The following is a 17,643-nucleotide window of genomic DNA, read 5'->3' as shown; positions in this document are numbered from 1 at the left end:
CCCACTAACGACGCCGGATATATGGTCGCAAACCGTATCGAACCAGTACTTGTAACACCCGGGGCGTCCATATATGGGTCTCAGGGTTACAACATGAAATGAGGTAAAGATTGATTTGCTTATCGAATCAATTGCTCGAACTTGTAATTTCTCTGTTTGGAAGTTGGAAAGTATTGTTTACGTCAATGCAATCAGATGGTCGCTCCAGGATGGAGAGAATTTCATGAGACTCAGAATCGCCCCGAGTCTCACCCTAAAACTCATTGAACTGAAACGCAGGAGTATGTTCCGATTATGCTTAGAATCGGCGTCGATATTGGCGGAACTTTTACTGATTTTTGTGGATGGCGCGAGGGAGAGGAGAGGATTGTCACCCTAAAGGTACCTTCAACTCCACCTTCCTTTGAAAATGGATTTCGTCAAGGATTTGAAAGCCTCCTTGAACAACTTTCACCCGAACCGGGCGAAGCAGCTTTTGTGATGCACGGAACAACGGTCAGCACAAATGCTGTAATTGAGCGAAAAGGACCAAAAATCGCGTTCTTCGTCACACGGGGTTACAAGGATCTGCTTGAACTGCAACGCATCGGAGTCCGCAACCCTTTAAACATATTTGAAAGTCGGACCAAGTCGCTAATCGATCGTGAAATGGTTTTCGAGGTTGAAGAACGGCTGCTGAGAGGCGGCGAAGTGCGGACTCCTATCGACGAGGCCGCAGTCGAAACTCTGGCCAACCGGGCGGCAGACGCAGGCGCAGTCGGATATGCAGTAGCGCTACTCCACAGCTATGCCAATCCGCAACATGAACAAGCGGTCGCGCGAGCTATCCGTCATGCCGTCGGCGCTGATGCAGAGGTTAGTTTGTCCTGTGAGATCTGGCCGCGGATTGGAGAATACGAACGTGCCATCGTCAGCGTGCTCAATGCCTTCGTCAAGCGACGGATGAACGAATATATTGGCGCTGTAGAAAGCTATGTGGCTGAACGATTGCCAGGGTCGCAACTTTTTGTCACGCGTTCCAATGGGGGAGCGATGGCCGCTAGTGAAGCGCGAAACTTTCCGGTTCATACCCTTCTTTCAGGACCAGCTTCCGGCGTAACTGCTGTGCAGTATCTGGGCCGAGCCCTGGGTGAATATAACATTCTCACAATGGATATAGGCGGAACCAGCACCGATATCTCGCTCGTGCGTGACGGAGAGGCGCTGACCTCGACTGCTGCCGAAGTGGGCGATTTTCCGGTTGTTATGCCCGTTACGGGGATCGAGGCGATCGGTGCTGGCGGTGGATCCATCGTTACAATGGATGGAGGGGTACTCCGGGTAGGTCCGCACAGCGCCGGCTCATATCCAGGCCCTGTCTGCTTTGGCCGCGGCGGACTTGATCCCACGCTTACGGATGCCTTCTTGCTTGCAGGCTATTTGCCTGATGCACTTCTCGGCGGTGAAATGTCACTCAACCGAGATGCTTCTGCGCGGGCAATGGCACCGATTGCCGAGGCATTGGGCACGGATGTTCTCAGCGCCGCTGAGATGTGCGTTACGGTCGCAAGTTCAAACATGGTGGCTGGCGTACTGCCCTATCTTGCACGCCAAGGTGTAGACCCGGAAGACCTGACGTTGCTTGTCTACGGTGGTGCCGGCGCTATTCAAGGTCCTCTGCTGGCGGCAGAAATTGGAGTGAAGCGAATACTGGTTCCGACCACCCCGTCGGTATTTTGCGCGCTCGGTGGCCTCGTTTCAGACTTGAGTAATGACACTCTTGAAACTGTCCATGGTCAGAAAGTCGATGGGGCGTTGGTCGCCAGAAAGTTTAAGGTGCTCCGTGAGCAAGGCGCCGAGTGGCTCTCGCGGCAAGTTCCGCCCGAATGTTTCGTTTCGAAGACATTCGAGTGCTGGGCAGAGATGCGCTATGTGGGGCAATCCTTCCAGGTGGATGTGCGTCTACCCGATAGTGCAATAGAAGCAGAAGACATCGCCGCAATGCATGCCGCCTTCCACGAAGAGCATGAACGCATCTACAGCCATGCCGACAAACTGGCGCCCGTCGAGTTCGTCGACCTGCGCATGCGCGTGCGTGGATCGATGTCGATACCTCAGCTCACCACATCGGAAACGTCCGGGGCTGGCGATGCGCTCAAAGGGGTTCGTTCGATGCGATTCCACAACAAACTCATTCCCGAGGTGAGCGTCTTCGATCGCGAATCTCTCACCCCCAACGATGCGATCCAAGGGCCAGCCGTCATCGAGCAGCGTGATGCGACGATCGTCGTTCCGCCGGAGTTCGTTGCGCGCGTCGGAGCCTATGGCGCAATCCTCATGACCCGGAGCTGACAAATGGATGCCGTTCGTACTGCCGTTATGAGCAATCGTTTCAACGCGATTGTCGAAGAAGCCTCCGCCGCGATCTACCGCACCGCTCACACGACTTTCGTCAAGATCGTCCAAGATTACCAATGCGCGATCGCGACCGCCGAAGGAGAGATGTTCGCTTATCCGATGTTGTCTGGCGTCAATGTCTTTGTGGGCTCCCCTTTGAAGCCGACACTGGACGCCATCGGTCTGGTGAACCTGAAGCCTGGCGATATCATCATCACCAACGACCCCTTTGCGACCGACGGCCTGGTAACGCACCTGATGGACGTGACGCTGCTTTATCCGATCTTCCACGATGAGAAGCTGATCGCGATCGGTTGGGCCTTCGTCCATGCGTCAGATATCGGTGGCGCCGTTCCGGGAAGTATCTCGCCCGCCTTCACGGAAGTCTTCCAGGAGGGTCTGCGAGTCAGGCCGGTTAAGCTCTACGAAGGTGGGTTTCTAAACGAGGCAATCAAGTCGATCTTCCAGGACAACAGCCGTATTCCGACCGAGCTGTGGGGCGATATCCAGGCCATGATCTCGGGCCTGAAGAGCATGGACCGGCGTGTCAACGAGCTTTGTGACCGGTATGGTCGTGAGGATGTCGAAGAGGGAATGCAGGACGTCATCAACTACGCGGAGACCAAGACTCGCGCGGTCATCAGGACGATCCGGGACGGTATCTATACATTCTCGGACTATCTTGAAGGGATCCATGATGGTCAGCTCGCCTATTTCAGCGTGACCATGACGGTGAAGGACAGCGAGATCGAGGTCGACTTTACCGGCACGGATCCGCAATTGGCGGCCGCCTATAATCTGGTAACAGGGGCGACTACCCATCCCTACATTATCCAGTGCCTCTACGCCTACATTCTTACTGTTGATCCACTGACGCCGCGCAACTCCGGTATATTGCGGGCGATCCATAGCCATGCTCCCCGCGGCACGGTCCTCAATGCGGTCTATCCAGCATCCGGCGGGTCGCGTGCTGCGTCTGCGACACGCGCCTACGACGTCATCCTGGGTTGCCTCAATCAGGCGCTACCGGAGAGCCTTGCCGCGGCTGGCGGCGGTATGAGCGGGGTCATCGTTGTTTCGGCTCCTGATCCTCGTACAGGCCGTGACCGCGTCAATGTGGTGGGTACGATCGACGGCGGTGGAGGTGCCCGCCGCGGCCGAGATGGCCTTGATGGATCCGAAGTACGTTACTCACAGCGCAGCGTCCCTGTTGAGATTATCGAGATTGAAACTGTGCTGGTGATGCGGGCCATCCGGCTTGTGCCGGATAGCCGGCGGGCGGGAAAGTTCGTCAGTGGCGCGGCACTCGAAATCGAAATGGAAAACACGTCACAACGCGCTGTCATAACGGTCAGAAACCTGAACCGGTTTGTGTTCGCACCTTGGGGGTTCAGGGGCGGGGAGATCGGCCTGCTTGGCAAAGTGATCGTCAATCCTGGCCAGTCCGATGAACGTTCGATCGGAAAAATCTCGGTTTTGGAACTTGGGCAGAGAGACGTTCTCCGGATCACCAGCTCGACAGGCGGGGCCTTCGGTGATCCTCTCGAACGGGATATTGCGCCGATCACACGCGAGATCGAGAGCGGCATGCTGTCACCGGAACGTGCGACTGCGGCTTATGCTATCGTATTTGATCAGGACGGACACATTGATGCAATCGCAACTGCAAAGCAACGGTGCGAACGCGGGAAGAGAACGTTTACAGACTTCAATTTCTGCAGCGAACGTGAGCGACAAGACAGGGTTTGGCCTTCAGCTACACGCCAGGAACTCGCCTCACTGGTACTCACATTTGAACAACGCTTTCGTAGTCAACTTGTCGAAAATGTCCATCATCGTATGTTGGCGGAAGGCAAGACAGTTGAAAAAAATAACCTAAATCAGGTTGTTTGTGAAGAATATGCAAGATTATCTGGGGTGAAAGCGAATACTCCTTTATCAGATCAATGATCTAGATTGATTTTTTTGTACCAGGATGGATGCCCCTTCTTAGGGGCATCGTATCGCCAATGTGACGCACAATGGAATTGAATTGAAGCTAATTTCATTTTATTGATATTATTTTTGTTCTGAAATCAAGCTTTGTGCTGCGAGAGTCGCATACTCAACGAAAGGCAATATACCCGGAACCGGGCTATCAGGATTCCATCCTACAACCATAGAAATCTCTACTGACAGATCGTCGACAAACCGCGTAACGACGCTGTCATCTGCCACTGCAGAGACCCATTCAGGCAAGAAAGTGATGCCCACGCCGGCAGTCACGAGTGCGAGAGCACTCATGGTGTCGGAGACGGTGATATGGTTCTCGGTTAACAATCCAGCGATGGAAAGCTGTTCCCAAATAGTCTCAAAGCTCGACAGATCGAAGCGTTTTAACGCAAAAACACTATGCCCAATGAAATCACACAATTGCAACGATGATTTCTTCGCAAGTATCGACTGCCGAGGAATTACCGCAACAAATCGTTCCGAAATCAAATGACGAAACCGCAACAAATTTCTGTTCGCTGGCGGTCGCATTAAGCCAACATGGAAATCACCGCATTCGATCCCGCGTAGTAGTTCGGTTGAAGCAACTTCCTTGATAACCAATCGGGTTCTGGGAAACCGCCCGCGAAAACGATTTAACACCAATGGAAGCAATCGATTTGTCGCTGGACTGATCGCGCCGATGATTAATTCTTCGCCGCCGGGACTTAGTCCTCCGGATTCAAGTTTGGCATTGAGTATGGCTTCATCAATCTTAAGCAAAATCTCGCGTGAATGATGGAGGAATACGATCCCAGCAGGTGTGAGTTCAACGCGACGCGTCGAGCGAATGAACAGTTGCACGCCAGTAAGATCTTCCAGTCGGCGGATCTGCTGAGTGAGAGTTGGCTGCGACATATTAAGTCTCATTGCCGCCCTTCGGAAATGTAATTCTTCCGCTGCTATGACAAAACAGCGGATGTTCGCAAGTTGTATCTGATAGGACATTGTGCTTTCACCATGCGGACCTGCCACCGTCAAATTTACTAAATCGAGTGCCACTGTTTTATTCACAGAGCCATCTCACCTTTGACACCTGGACAATCTTGGCTTCCCTGCCTTTTTCCGTGCGATTGATTTATTTATAAGAGGAGCCATAACAAGTGTCAGGACTCATCGGGCTAACTGGATGGGATTTGATAAGACGTTGTCCCCGTCACTTCTCCGTCTATTGTGCCCCACTCCTTTTTTTTGTTCGAGAAATAGTCCTGGGCCGCAAATGAGGGTTAAGCCACCACTCGGTCAGCAAGACTATACGGCTAACCAGGAAGATGATAACCAGGTACAATGTGCCTGCGACAAGAAACACTTCAACAGGGCGATAAGTGTTCGAAATTATTTGTTTCGCCAGGCCAGTGATTTCAATTATTGTTATCGTTGAAGCAAGTGAAGTCGATTTGATCATCAATATTATCTCGTTACCATAGGCTGGTAACGCCTGTCTAATTGCTATCGGAAAGACAATCCTTCTGAACTGGAGAATACGGGGCATCCCAATAGAGTGTGCGGCTTCAATTTGTCCCCAGGGTACTGCTTGAATGCCTCCACGAATAATTTCGCTCGTATAAGCGGCGGTGTTGAGTGCCAACGCAAGGATCGCACAGAACCATGGTTCCCTGAAGGACGACCATAAACCGATTTGATCGAGGAAAACTCGGAACTGAGCCGATCCATAGTAAATAAGAAACATTTGCACCAAAAGTGGTGTGGACCGAATGATATAGACATAACCATAGGCAATTGAGAACAAAATCTTATTCTTCGAAAGTCTCATCAGGGCAATTGGCACTGAAATGATGAATCCAATAAAGATCGAGACAGAAGCCAGCGTAAGCGTGGTAGGTACTGCTGCAAGCAATCTTGGAAAAGATTCCGCAATAAGTTGAAAATCCATTATTGGCTCCTTACACCACGATTAGCCCATTTCTCTGCTTTGAGAAAGCCCCGGTTAGATACAGAGGAAAGCAAAAGAAATATTGCAAATGCAGCAATATAGAATGTGAAGGGTTGTTTCGTCGAGCCGGCAGCGGTTGCCGCCGTACGCATGATCTCGACTAAGCCGACAATCGAAACCAGTGAGGTGTCCTTCAGCGTGAACTGCCATACATTTCCCAGACCAGGTAGTGCAAATCGAGCGGCCTGGGGGATAAGAATTCGGCGCAAGAGTAACATAGGTCCCATTCCTACAGCCCTTGCCGCTTCGATCTGACCTTTTGGAACAGCGATTACAGCGGCACGAATGACCTCTGCGGCATAAGCTCCGGCACTTACACTGATACATAGAACGCTGATTGCGAAAATCGGAAGCTCAATGTATCCGTCAAATCCAAAAAGCGAGTTAGCAAGGTAGCGAAGCAGTGTGCCTCCACCGAAAAAAACGAGGAAAATGATAAGAAGCTCGGGCACACCGCGAACTACTGTCGTGTAGAGATCACCAAGTAAACGCAGCGATCTGAAACGGGAAAGTTTTGCTGCGGCAAAGACCGAGCCGAAAAGTATTCCCAGGAAATAGGAACAGGTAGCGACAACGAGAGTCATCAAGGCGCCGCGCGCCAATTCGTCGCCCCATCCTGCGTCCCCCCATCCGAGTAGTGTAAAATCCACAATTTACGCTCCAAAATTGGCAGGTGCTGAAAAGATAATGAATCCGCACAGGTACATGCGACATTTTAGTCCAGGTACAGACTCACTTCTTAGGTGAAGAGTCATAGCCAAACCACTTCAAGGAAAGGCTATGAACTGTGCCATCAGCTATTGCTGCATCGATCGCCTGGTCGAACATTCCGCGCAGCGAATTGTCCTCCTTACGTAAACCAACACCAACGCCCTTACCGAATGGTCCACCAGTCATGTTTGGGCCAAATATGCGCAAGTCTTTGCCTTCTGGTTTGTCTGTGAGCGGTTTTAGAAAACTTACCGAAGCCAAACCCAAATCAATTCTTCCCGCCTTTAAATCGAGTATCATATTATCAATGGTATCGTACGATGTGAGTTCAACGTTCGGCATCAGTTGTCTCATAAATATTTCATTAGAAGAGCTAGTCTGTACGCCAACTTTTTTCCCTTTGAATGCCGTGATGTATTTATCCAGGATCGCCTGTTTCTCTGGATTGATGTCATCCAGTGCAAGATTATCCATTGGACTGACAATGTTGAGCAGTGGGCTATCGGTCATAGTGACAAAGCGTATTGGAGTAAAGATATACGGGCGAGAAAATGAGATGACCTTTTCACGGGCGGGCTGGATACCCATAGCTGCCATAATCGCATCGTAACGACCAGCGATAAGCGAGGGGATAATGCCATCCCAGGCCTGTTCGACGACAGTACATTTAATTTTCATACGATTACAAAGATCGCTAGCCAGCTCGATCTCAAAACCGACAAGCTTGCCACTGGCGTCCTTGAAGCTGTATGGCGCATACGATCCTTCTGTTGCGATAGTAATACTTTTATAATCCTTCGCTTGCACTGGTACTGTGGTAATCAGTGTGCCAGCAAGAATTGTCACTAACGCGCTTCGCTTAAATAACATCATGATATTAATCCTCTTTTGAAATTGTATTATGTTCTTAGGAGCGATTACTTCTCGTCATTGCATAGTCACAGGACACCAGACAGGAATGCGCGACACCGTGGTGAAGAAGGATTTCGAAATACTGTTTCTGGCGTTCCTTGTTCTTCAATTTCCCCTTTTTCAAGAAAGAGAACTTTGCTGGATACGTCACGAGCAAAGCCCATTTCGTGCGTGACGACGATCATGGTTCGGCCTTCTTCAGCAAGTTTTCTGATAACCTTAAGAACTTCCCCCACCAGCTCAGGATCCAGAGCTGAAGTCGGCTCATCGAAAAGAAGTGCTGTTGGCTGCATTGCCAGTGCCCGGGCGATGCTAACTCTCTGTTGCTGACCGCCGGATAATTCGGATGGATAGGCTGCATGTTTTCCAGAGATGCCCACCTTTTCCAGAAAATCCATAGCCATATCGCGCACTTCATTCTTTGGTCGCTTAAGCACATGGACCGGGCCTTCCATGACATTCTGCAGCACCGTCATGTGCGACCACAGATTGAAGCTCTGAAAGACCATACCAAGTTGCATCCGCATACGTTCGATTTGCTGACGATCGACCCCGACCAGTCGGCCTGCTGAATCAGTGCTTACCTGAATTTCTTCATTTCCAACCAGGATCCGGCCTTTACTCGGGGTCTCAAGCAAATTCATACAGCGCAGGAATGTGCTTTTGCCAGACCCGGAACTACCAATTATTGAAACGACATCACCCTTATTGGCGGTGAGAGAAATCCCCTTCAGAACCTCAAGAGATCCGAAGTTTTTATGTATATCTTCTGCCACCAATGTGGGTTTAACACTGCTCATTGAGATTTCTCCTCGCTATATTTTTCCAATCACCCATGGAATTCCGTGAAGCAACTGCTGCCATCAACGGTACAAAAGTAAATACATCCAGGGGTGAGCAATCGGCTATGAACACGTGCATTACCTCGATCTATTAATGGAAGGCATCGTCCCCACAAAAGTTACATATGTATTTTGTTCCTGATTACGCCTCATCGTTTCTCAATCATGTGTTTTGTTCATCCTCAGTTTTTAGCGACACCAGTTCTCCCAGTGTCAGAGGTTTCAGTGGCGGGCGAATACGGAAGAAGTCCGAGTGAGATACCTGTCGTTTCTGCCCGGCCGCAACGATATGCGCAATGGTGTATCCGCATTGCCGCCCCTGGCATGGCCCCATTCCGGCTCGTGTAAAAGCTTTAATCTGGTTCATCCCTGGTGACGCAATGGCGGCCGCACTACGGATATCACCTGCGGTCAGTTCCTCACAGCGACAAACGATGGTTTCGTCAGATGGAGAGAAAATACGTGGCGGAGGCGGATACAACGCATCCAGCATAGGACGGAGACGCAGCAGCCGGAGCAACTTTTCCCGAAGCGCCCCGGCTTGTTTTTCCGCAGTTTCTGCAGAGATACGCCCGGCTCGCTGACCAACCCCCAGAGCGACAAGCTCCCCCCGAACGCAAGCCGCCTGCCCTCCACCAATATCGGCGCCATCCCCCGCCACATACACCCCCTGCCTGCTGGTCTGCCCCCAGTCGTCCAGAACGGGAGAGAGACAGGTCTGCTGGGTATTCCAACTGTGCGCGCAACCCAATGCCTGCGTCATGTGAATGGAGGGAACGACACCCTCGTGTGTCAGCAGAACAGTGGCTGCGACGCGCGTGGTTTTGCCACTGTCCTGTGTATATTCCAGCTCCTGCAGACGGCCATCGCCAAGTGCCCGAACGGATGTCACTCCCCTCACCCGTTTCGTCCCCGCTTTCCTGATTTCATGCAGCCAGATAAGCCCTTTGGCGAGCTCTTTCCATCCCTTAATCGCAGCTCCGGCCCATGGCAACGCCCGGCGCCATTCACCCGGCGGCGAAGTATCCAGCCATCCTTCAACCGTTCCGCCTGCACGCAGTACCTGTGCTATATAGAGGATGGGTAGCGGACCGCTGCCCACAACCCATACCGGCTCTGATGGCACCTGTCGCGAGGTTTTCAACAGGATCTGGCCTGCACCTACTGTCAGCACTCCCGGCAAAGTCCAACCGGGAAAAGGTACCGGTCTTTCCTGAGCCCCTGTGGCAAGAACAACCTGACTGGCGTTAACCATCTCTGTCAGACCGTCACGTTTCATGAATACACGCCACTCGGGTTCGATCTGCCAGACCTGAGTCTGCGCTTCGTAGACCGCACCACTGGCACGAAAACGTGCAGCCAGGCCAGTACCGGAACGGTACTCATCGCCCAGAATCGAGCCCAGAGGCGTGGGCGCCACTGATTCAACAGCACGCCAGAGCTGACCGCCAGGCGCGGGTTGCTCATCCACTACCAGAACAGAGAGCCCCAGTTCACACATACCTATGGCCGCGCTCATTCCCGCGGGTCCGGCACCAATAACAACCACATCGAACCTGCGGATCATGGCATCACGCTCCGGCGGCCATACTGCCGCTCCACACGCATGCCTTCCCTAACCGTGATCAAACAGGACTGCGTTGACGCCACACCATCGACAATGGCCAGGCAATCAAAGCACACGCCCATCATGCAGTACGGTGCCCGAGGGCTTTCATGAACAGGGGTTGTCCTGCTGGCTGGTTCTTGCTGTCGCAAGAGTACCGCGGCGACGGTTTCACCGGATTCCGCCTCGACAGGCTGACCATCTATATAAAGAACCAGCCTGGATGTGCCAGGTTCATAGAGTTTTTTGAACATTAAAACGCTCATAATGAAAGATATCCAAAGTAGTCGGTAACATACCGTCAGCGATCGCCCTTGCATAAACGCCTGCATGAAAGGCAGCCAGCGTCACGCCGGAATGGCAGAGCACAATATCCGCGCCGGGGTGGATTACAGAACTTGCATATACGGGATTGCCGTCTGGTGTCATGATCCTCAAGGCGGACCACTGGCGCACCAGCTTCGCTTTAGCGAGTACCGGCAGGATGCGCAAGGCTCTGCGGGCCATACGCACCGCACCTTCAATGGTCGTGTCAAGCTCATATCCAACCTCTTCATGAGTCACTCCGATCATGAAAGTGCCTTCTTCTGTCTGGCGGAGCCCACTGGCTGGCACGGGTAGTAGCGGTGCCCAACGTTCAGTTACCAGAAGTTGGCCACGTTGTGGCCGCACGGGAGCCTCAAGCCCAACCATTGGGGCAAGCACTGATGATCCCAGGCCAGCCGCGATCACAACGCGTTCGGTTCGCATTCTGCAGTCTCCAGCTACGACCTCAAAGCCACCCCCCGGCAACGGTTTAATGGCGGTAACAGCACAGTTATTCCGTAGCTCACCTCCACGACGCAGGTATGCTGTTTGCAGAGCGACCAGCAGGCGTAACGGGTTAACATGACCATCCAGATCTCCAAAGCTGGCTCCGACCACTTCCTCACCCAAACACAGAGAAGGAAAACGTCTTTGCAGCTCGTCGCGGTTAAGCATATGGGCTGAGTGAGCTAACTCCGGTGTCTGGGCATTCCATGCATCAATTTCCGCGGTGCACGAAACGAACTCATCATCACTCAGGCAAAAGTCCAGGCCGCCTTTGCACTCATACGCGAGATGGATGCCGCTTTCTTCTTCAAGCTGCTTTGCGAATTCGGTCCAGGCCTGCGCCGACTGGATAGACAAACGCTGATACGCGGGATGCCCCAGTCCCTTTCCATGCACCCAGACCAGGCCGAAGTTAGCTTTGGCTGCACGAAAATCAGTATCCGCACCATCCAGCATTAGTACTCGGCGGTTCATTCCCGCCAGCCCATATCCTATGGCAGCACCGACTGTTCCCCCACCTACCACAATCACATCGTACTCATGACGCCTTTCAGAGACGTTCTTCATGGGCATGGACCGAATCTGTGTGGCCTGACGGATCATCGCTCACTCCGTTTTTTGGCCTGATACGCCACATGACGCACGGCTTTAGTATTGAGTGATATGCCTCCTAATCGTGCTTGGAGTATTTCCATAATGACCTCCGGTTAATAATCAAAAAGACACTGGAACTGTCGAATTCCCGGGGATCGGCCTCGTTAAAAATTTAGAGGCAGATTGTTAAAAAATTGAGAATCCAATCAGTACAATGTTATTTAGCAATAGGTGTGCCATAAATAAACTACTGCTTTATATGTGATATCTATCAACAAAATGACGATTTCAATAGCCATTGAACATGATACAATGTCTAAATACTATAGATATTAAAGGAAAGATGATGGAGAACAGAATTACCTTGCGCCATCTTGAGGCGTTCCGCGCCATTATGGTGCGAAAGACGGTTACCGGCGCGGCAGACATGCTTGAGGTCACACAACCCGTGGTGACCCGACTGCTCTCTGATCTGGAAGAACGAATTGCAATCCCTCTTTTCACCCGAACCAAAGGGCGTCTGTTGCCCACACCAGAAGCCATGCTTTTATGCACTGATGTTGAGCAGTCATTGATAGGTATAGAGCGGATCGTTAATGCCGCCAGCAATATCAAGGCGCTGCAGATGGGACATCTGGAAATTGCCGCAGCTCCCGTTATGGCTTTGTCATTATTGCCTCACGCAATAAAAAGCTTCACGAATGAACACCCAGATGTTGTGGTTACCATGCATATGCACAGTTCGGCGACTGTGCTGGACATGATTCAGCGTGACCGCTGCGATTTAGGGTTCGCTATGTTGCCTATGAAGACAACCCGGAATGGAAACAGTGAGACAATATTGCGTGCAAAAATGGTGGGAGTCGTGCCTGTAAACCATCGGCTGGCGAATAAACGGATTTTGTCTCCAGAAGATTTTGAGGGAGAGAGTTTTATCTCTCTTTCACCGTTGATGGCTGAACGCACTAAGATCGATTCTCTAATGCTGTCGCATGGCGTCAATCGGCGCATCAATGTTGAAACTCAGATTTCCGAAGCGATTATCAAGCTGGCAGAAGCGGGAGTCGGTATTTCTATCATCGATGCATTGACGGCAAGTGTCTATACAGGAGGTATGCTCAAGTTCATCCCCTTTGAGCCCGCAATCATTGATTCTTACGCACTCGTCATTTCACAACGCAATTCATCCACTCTCATTCTAAAGCCATTTGTTGATCATGTACGGCGTGAAATCCGCAAGATATTACCTGCTCACCTGATTGTCTGAGGAAAATGTGGGACTAGTGTCACGTTCGAAGTTTACCTGAACTCAGAAAAACCGAGCATTACCTGGAGCTAATTTTTCTGTACGAACGTGGTTTTGCTTAAATGATTACTCACCCACACAATAATCTTGCTGATTATCCAGCTGATTTTTCGGGAAGCACACAACGAAAATATCATCAACTTAAAATCCATTCAGCGTTATGTCGACCTGAGCGCTGATGAGTGAGTCAGCGCCCACGCCTGTGTGGTTATTTTGCCTTCAAACTGGCTGGGCCATTTAATTGCCAAAATGCCCCATATCAAAGCATTAATTGCACCAACATAGTTCCCTCCTCCCCTTTTCAGGGCTAACTCAGGCATTACTTCGTGATGTCTTTTCAATAAATTCTTTTTTTATCGCTTTTGCATAACATTTCTCTTTTTTAAACGATTTATTATAGTTTTCCAATCACACCTCAGTGTAAATGCATAAATACTGCATATTTATGCATTTTAAGCCATTGTTTTTAAAATATAAATAGTGTAACTATAAATTTTATTCACTTTATGGCACGTTAGCTGCTCTATACTGACCATCAGACATCTACGAGACAGAAGTAAAGATTACCGGCCCAGGAATGCATAATAAATTCTTTTAAAACATAGCATTAACAAACAACCATAGGATGTCAGACCAGCAAAAAAAAACATCAAGCCTATGTTTTAACAGATTATGTCCAGTTCAGTTAAAAACAGGGGCTTAAAACTCATATAAACAGTTTTTCATAACAGCAATTTCAGATAGCAGAGGTCTGTATGAAACAAGCAACACCAATAACCCGCAGCAATTTCGACGACTGGATAGTACCTGTGTATGCCCCCGCCGAGTTTATTCCGGTACGCGGCGAAGGCTCCTGCCTGTGGGACCAGCAGGGGAAAGAATTCATTGACTTCGCGGGCGGGATTGCGGTCAACGCGCTCGGGCACGCGCACCCGGTGGCGGTGAAGGCGCTGACCGAACAGGCAAGTAAGGTTTGGCATCTGGGCAATGGCTTCACCAACGAACCGGTGCTGCGACTGGCGAAACAGCTGATCGACGCCACCTTCGCCGACAAGGCGTTTTTCTGCAACTCCGGCGCGGAAGCCAACGAAGCAGCGCTGAAACTGGCGCGCAAAGTGGCCCACGATGGCGGTGCGGCAGACAAAAACCGCATCATCGCCTTTAACAACGCCTTCCATGGTCGTACGCTGTTTACTGTCAGCGCTGGCGGTCAACCGAAATATTCAAAAGACTTCGCGCCTCTGCCCGGTGGTATCGACCACATTCCGTTCAACGATCTAACCGCCGCTGCCTTGGCGATCGACGATCATACCTGCGCGGTGATTGTCGAGCCCATCCAGGGCGAAGGCGGCGTGCTGCCGGCGGACACTGTTTTCCTGCAAGGACTGCGAGAACTGTGCGATCGCTACGACGCGCTGCTGATTTTTGATGAGGTTCAGACTGGCGTCGGCCGCACCGGTGCACTTTATTCCTACATGGATTACGGCGTAACGCCCGACGTGCTGACCACAGCCAAAGCACTGGGCGGCGGCTTCCCAATTGGTGCCATGCTTACCACCGAACGGCTGGCTCAGGTGCTATCTGTTGGCACTCATGGTACGACCTATGGCGGCAACCCACTGGCAACAGCTGTGGCCAGTGCGGTGTTCGATTTCATCAATACCCCGGAAGTACTGGATGGGGTGCATGAGCGCCATCAGCGTTTCGTTGATGGCCTGAATCGTCTCAATCACCAATTCCCGGTATTTGTCGATATTCGCGGCCGCGGCCTGCTGCTGGGTTGCCAGCTTCGCTCCGAATATACCGGTAAGGCCAAACAGTTAACCCAACTGGCCAGTGAAGAAGGTCTTCTGCTTTTGATAGCCGGACCAGACGTGGTTCGCTTTACACCGTCTTTGATCATTCCTTTCGCGGACATCGACGCAGGTCTGGCACGACTGGCACGAGCACTGGCGCGGTTTTGCCATTAAGAAGAGGTTCACATCATGATGATCATTCGCCACGCCGAACCGCGCGATCTGGCCGACCTGTTGGCGCTGGCTGATAAATCCGGTATCGGGCTGACGTCACTGCCGCGCAACGCAGAGATGCTGGCGGCACGTATTGAACGGACACGCAAAACGCTGTCGGGCGAACTGCCCCAAGGGGAGCAGGGATACCTGTTCGTGCTGGAAGATACTGAATACGAGCGCGTAGTGGGCGTCAGTGCGCTGGAAGTGGCGCTGGGCCTGGCCGAACCCTGGTACAACTTTCGCGTCGGTACCCAGGTGCATGCATCCAAAGAGCTCAACATCTACAAGGCGTTGCCGACGCTGTATCTCAGCAATGACCACACTGGCTACAGCGAGCTGTGTACGTTATTTCTCGACCCGGACTATCGCCATAGCCTTAACGGCAAACTGCTGTCCAAAGTGCGCTTCCTGTTTATCGCCGCCTTCCGTCAGCATTTCGCCCTCAAGGTATTGGCCGAAATGCGCGGCTACTCCGATGAACAGGGGCGTTCGCCGTTCTGGGAAGGGCTGGGAAAACACTTCTTTGCGATGGAATTCGCGAACGCCGACTACCTGAGCGGCACCGGACATAAGACGTTCATCGCCGAGCTGATGCCTCGCCATCCGTTGTACGTGGATTTCCTGCCCGCCGATGCTCAAGAGGTAATTGGCAGAGTACATCCACACACCGCCCCGGCACGCCGGGTGCTGGAGTCCGAAGGACTGCGCTATCAGGGCTATGTCGACATTTTCGATGGCGGTCCAACGCTGGAAGCAGAGCTGGATAAACTACGGGCGGTGAAAGAGAGCCGCCGGGTAGAGGTAACACTAGGAACTGCCCCGGCAGACATGTCTGTCTGTCTGGTGGCCAATGACAACTACCTCAATTATCGTGCTCTGTTGGTGGCGGACGATCTGAGCACTGGCACGGTGCGACTGAGCGCCGTTGCCGCCAAAGTGCTGGGCGTGCGCCCTGGCGCTCAGGTACGTGCAGTGCCCCTTAACTCCCCGGAGACACACTGATGTCATATACTGGTTTGTTTATCAACGGCGTCTGGCGGCAAGGCCGCGGCGCTGAATTTATCAAAACCGATCCTCTGGACAACCAGCCATTGTGGCAAGGACATGCCGCAGATGCGACGGACATTTCCGATGCGTGCGCCTCGGCGCGTGCGGCATTTCCTGCCTGGGCAAGGCTCACGCTGGAGCAGCGTACAGCAGTAGTGGAACGTTTCGCCGCGCTGTTGAAACAGCACAAGGCGCAGTTGGCGGCTGTCATCAGCCGTGAAACCAGCAAACCGCGTTGGGAAACGCTAACCGAAGTCCAGTCAATGATCGGCAAGGTTGGTATCTCCTTGCTGGCTTACCAGCAGCGCACTGGCGAAAGCCACACGTCGATGGACGGTGGCGCAGCCTCTCTGCGCCACCGTCCGCACGGCGTACTGGCGGTGTTCGGCCCCTACAACTTCCCGGGCCACCTGCCGAATGGCCACATCGTTCCCGCTCTGCTGGCAGGCAACTGTGTGGTGTTCAAGCCGAGTGAACTGACTCCGTTCACCGCCGAAGAAACAGTCAGGCTATGGCAACAGGCTGGGCTGCCTGACGGCGTACTGAACCTAGTTCAGGGCGGACGCGGCACCGGAGAAACGCTGGCCGCCAGTCCGGCCATCGACGGCCTGCTGTTCACCGGCAGCGCAGGCACCGGTTATCAACTACATCGCCAGTTGGCAGGTCAGCCGGAGAAAATTCTGGCGTTAGAAATGGGCGGTAACAACGCACTGATTATTGATGAAGTTACCGACCTGGACGCGGTGGTTCATCTGGCCATTCAGTCCGCTTTCATCTCCGCCGGCCAGCGCTGCACCTGTGCCCGCCGTATGCTCATAAGGCGTGGCGCACAAGGGGATGCCTTCCTGCAACGACTGGTGGACGTAGTTAGCCGATTGCTCGTTGGGCGCTGGGATGCCGAGCCACAGCCGTTTATGGGCGGGGTAATATCCGCCCTGGCGGCAGACCATATGATGGCAGCGCAACAGGGGCTACTGGCGCTGGGCGCTAAAGCACTGCTGGCCATGACCCGCCCGGAAGGCGGCAACGCGTTGCTTATGCCAGGCATTCTCGACGTCACCGACGTGGACGGCGTGCCGGATGAAGAGTATTTCGGTCCGCTGACCTTGGTCACGCGCTACGACGATTTCGACCAGGCGCTACGCCTCGCTAACCATACCCGTTTCGGGCTGGCGGTGGGGCTGGTAACACCTGACCGTGAACTATTCGACCGCCTGCTACTGGAAGCGCGCGCTGGCATCGTTAACTGGAATAAACCCCTGACCGGTGCATCCAGCGCCGCGCCGTTCGGCGGCGTTGGCGCGTCGGGTAACCACCGCGCCAGTGCCTTCTACGCAGCTGATTACTGCGCCTGGCCGATGTCCTCGTTGGAAAGCGATACCCTCACGCTGCCCGCCGCACTGTCGCCCGGCCTGTCGCTGACGGATTAATGGAGAGCA

General features: G+C 52.6%; 14 protein-coding genes. 6 read left to right on the top strand and 8 right to left on the bottom strand.

Going from position 1 to position 17,643, the window contains the following annotated elements; all coding sequences use genetic code 11:
- The first annotated feature begins 294 nt into the window (after positions 1 to 294).
- Both HGO41_RS17370 and HGO41_RS17365 read left to right on the top strand, forming a co-directional pair.
- Positions 295 to 2,331 carry a hydantoinase/oxoprolinase family protein gene (locus HGO41_RS17370; protein WP_129544586.1) on the top strand — a complete coding sequence of 679 codons (2,037 nt, stop codon included), beginning with the start codon at positions 295 to 297 and terminating at the stop codon, positions 2,329 to 2,331.
- Between the two features lie 3 nt (positions 2,332 to 2,334).
- Entirely contained in the window at positions 2,335 to 4,326 is a 1,992-nt protein-coding gene (locus HGO41_RS17365; protein ID WP_250981267.1) for a hydantoinase B/oxoprolinase family protein, read from the top strand.
- A 108-nt stretch (positions 4,327 to 4,434) separates the two neighbouring features.
- Here HGO41_RS17365 and HGO41_RS17360 read toward each other — a convergent pair whose 3' ends face one another.
- From HGO41_RS17360 to HGO41_RS17325, 8 genes are all read right to left on the bottom strand, one after another.
- Positions 4,435 to 5,421, bottom strand: coding sequence for a LysR family transcriptional regulator (locus HGO41_RS17360; RefSeq protein WP_207205546.1), 987 nt, complete (start codon positions 5,419 to 5,421; stop codon positions 4,435 to 4,437).
- Between the two features lie 154 nt (positions 5,422 to 5,575).
- Positions 5,576 to 6,301, bottom strand: coding sequence for an ABC transporter permease (locus tag HGO41_RS17355; protein ID WP_129544588.1), 726 nt, complete (start codon positions 6,299 to 6,301; stop codon positions 5,576 to 5,578).
- Complete coding sequence (locus HGO41_RS17350; RefSeq protein WP_129544589.1) at positions 6,301 to 7,011, bottom strand: ABC transporter permease; 711 nt, start codon at positions 7,009 to 7,011, stop codon at positions 6,301 to 6,303. The genes HGO41_RS17355 and HGO41_RS17350 overlap by 1 nt, the downstream gene beginning before the upstream one ends.
- An 82-nt stretch (positions 7,012 to 7,093) precedes the next feature.
- Complete coding sequence (locus tag HGO41_RS17345; RefSeq protein WP_129544590.1) at positions 7,094 to 7,945, bottom strand: lysine/arginine/ornithine ABC transporter substrate-binding protein; 852 nt, start codon at positions 7,943 to 7,945, stop codon at positions 7,094 to 7,096.
- Between the two features lie 65 nt (positions 7,946 to 8,010).
- A complete protein-coding gene (locus HGO41_RS17340; RefSeq protein WP_129544591.1) occupies positions 8,011 to 8,784 on the bottom strand; it encodes an ABC transporter ATP-binding protein in 774 nt (257 codons plus the stop codon).
- A 205-nt stretch (positions 8,785 to 8,989) separates the two neighbouring features.
- The gene (locus tag HGO41_RS17335; protein WP_129544592.1) at positions 8,990 to 10,393 is read right to left on the bottom strand and encodes an NAD(P)/FAD-dependent oxidoreductase; all 1,404 of its coding nucleotides are present in this window, start codon (positions 10,391 to 10,393) and stop codon (positions 8,990 to 8,992) included.
- A complete protein-coding gene (locus HGO41_RS17330; protein WP_129544593.1) occupies positions 10,390 to 10,686 on the bottom strand; it encodes a (2Fe-2S)-binding protein in 297 nt (98 codons plus the stop codon). Before HGO41_RS17330 ends, HGO41_RS17335 begins: the two co-directional genes overlap by 4 nt.
- Positions 10,667 to 11,848: an NAD(P)/FAD-dependent oxidoreductase gene (locus HGO41_RS17325; RefSeq protein ID WP_250981266.1), complete on the bottom strand. Its 1,182-nt coding sequence runs from the start codon at positions 11,846 to 11,848 to the stop codon at positions 10,667 to 10,669. The genes HGO41_RS17330 and HGO41_RS17325 overlap by 20 nt, the downstream gene beginning before the upstream one ends.
- A gap of 337 nt (positions 11,849 to 12,185) precedes the next feature.
- Between HGO41_RS17325 and HGO41_RS17320 the strand changes: the two genes are divergently transcribed.
- The 4 genes from HGO41_RS17320 to astD all read left to right on the top strand — a co-directional run bounded on the left by HGO41_RS17320 (position 12,186) and on the right by astD (position 17,634).
- Positions 12,186 to 13,106: a LysR substrate-binding domain-containing protein gene (locus HGO41_RS17320; protein ID WP_250981265.1), complete on the top strand. Its 921-nt coding sequence runs from the start codon at positions 12,186 to 12,188 to the stop codon at positions 13,104 to 13,106.
- A 794-nt stretch (positions 13,107 to 13,900) separates the two neighbouring features.
- Positions 13,901 to 15,115 (top strand): aspartate aminotransferase family protein, encoded by a 1,215-nt coding sequence (locus HGO41_RS17315; protein ID WP_129544594.1) that lies wholly within the window; start codon positions 13,901 to 13,903, stop codon positions 15,113 to 15,115.
- 15 nt (positions 15,116 to 15,130) lie between these two features.
- Positions 15,131 to 16,159, top strand: coding sequence for an arginine N-succinyltransferase (astA, locus tag HGO41_RS17310; protein ID WP_250981264.1), 1,029 nt, complete (start codon positions 15,131 to 15,133; stop codon positions 16,157 to 16,159).
- The gene (astD, locus tag HGO41_RS17305) at positions 16,159 to 17,634 is read left to right on the top strand and encodes a succinylglutamate-semialdehyde dehydrogenase (RefSeq protein WP_129544596.1); all 1,476 of its coding nucleotides are present in this window, start codon (positions 16,159 to 16,161) and stop codon (positions 17,632 to 17,634) included. Before astA ends, astD begins: the two co-directional genes overlap by 1 nt.
- The last annotated feature ends 9 nt before the right edge of the window (positions 17,635 to 17,643 follow it).

The organism is Rahnella sp. CG8 (assembly GCF_023701875.1).
GTDB classification, from domain to species: domain Bacteria; phylum Pseudomonadota; class Gammaproteobacteria; order Enterobacterales; family Enterobacteriaceae; genus Rahnella; species Rahnella aceris.
Note: the sequence above shows the minus strand (reverse complement) of the source record. Positions and strands in the feature narration are given on the sequence as shown.

Bases quoted from the DNA above. Each gene is read 5' to 3' on its own strand.
- HGO41_RS17370 (WP_129544586.1), top strand. From the start codon at position 295: ATGCTTAGAATCGGCGTCGATATTGGCGGAACTTTTACTGATTTTTGT.
- HGO41_RS17365 (WP_250981267.1), top strand. From the start codon at position 2,335: ATGGATGCCGTTCGTACTGCCGTTATGAGCAATCGTTTCAACGCGATT.
- HGO41_RS17355 (WP_129544588.1), bottom strand. From the start codon at position 6,301: ATGGATTTTCAACTTATTGCGGAATCTTTTCCAAGATTGCTTGCAGCA.
- HGO41_RS17345 (WP_129544590.1), bottom strand. From the start codon at position 7,945: ATGATGTTATTTAAGCGAAGCGCGTTAGTGACAATTCTTGCTGGCACA.
- HGO41_RS17340 (WP_129544591.1), bottom strand. From the start codon at position 8,784: ATGAGCAGTGTTAAACCCACATTGGTGGCAGAAGATATACATAAAAAC.
- HGO41_RS17335 (WP_129544592.1), bottom strand. From the start codon at position 10,393: ATGATCCGCAGGTTCGATGTGGTTGTTATTGGTGCCGGACCCGCGGGA.
- HGO41_RS17330 (WP_129544593.1), bottom strand. From the start codon at position 10,686: ATGTTCAAAAAACTCTATGAACCTGGCACATCCAGGCTGGTTCTTTAT.
- HGO41_RS17325 (WP_250981266.1), bottom strand. From the start codon at position 11,848: ATGATCCGTCAGGCCACACAGATTCGGTCCATGCCCATGAAGAACGTC.
- HGO41_RS17320 (WP_250981265.1), top strand. From the start codon at position 12,186: ATGGAGAACAGAATTACCTTGCGCCATCTTGAGGCGTTCCGCGCCATT.
- HGO41_RS17315 (WP_129544594.1), top strand. From the start codon at position 13,901: ATGAAACAAGCAACACCAATAACCCGCAGCAATTTCGACGACTGGATA.
- astA (WP_250981264.1), top strand. From the start codon at position 15,131: ATGATGATCATTCGCCACGCCGAACCGCGCGATCTGGCCGACCTGTTG.
- astD (WP_129544596.1), top strand. From the start codon at position 16,159: ATGTCATATACTGGTTTGTTTATCAACGGCGTCTGGCGGCAAGGCCGC.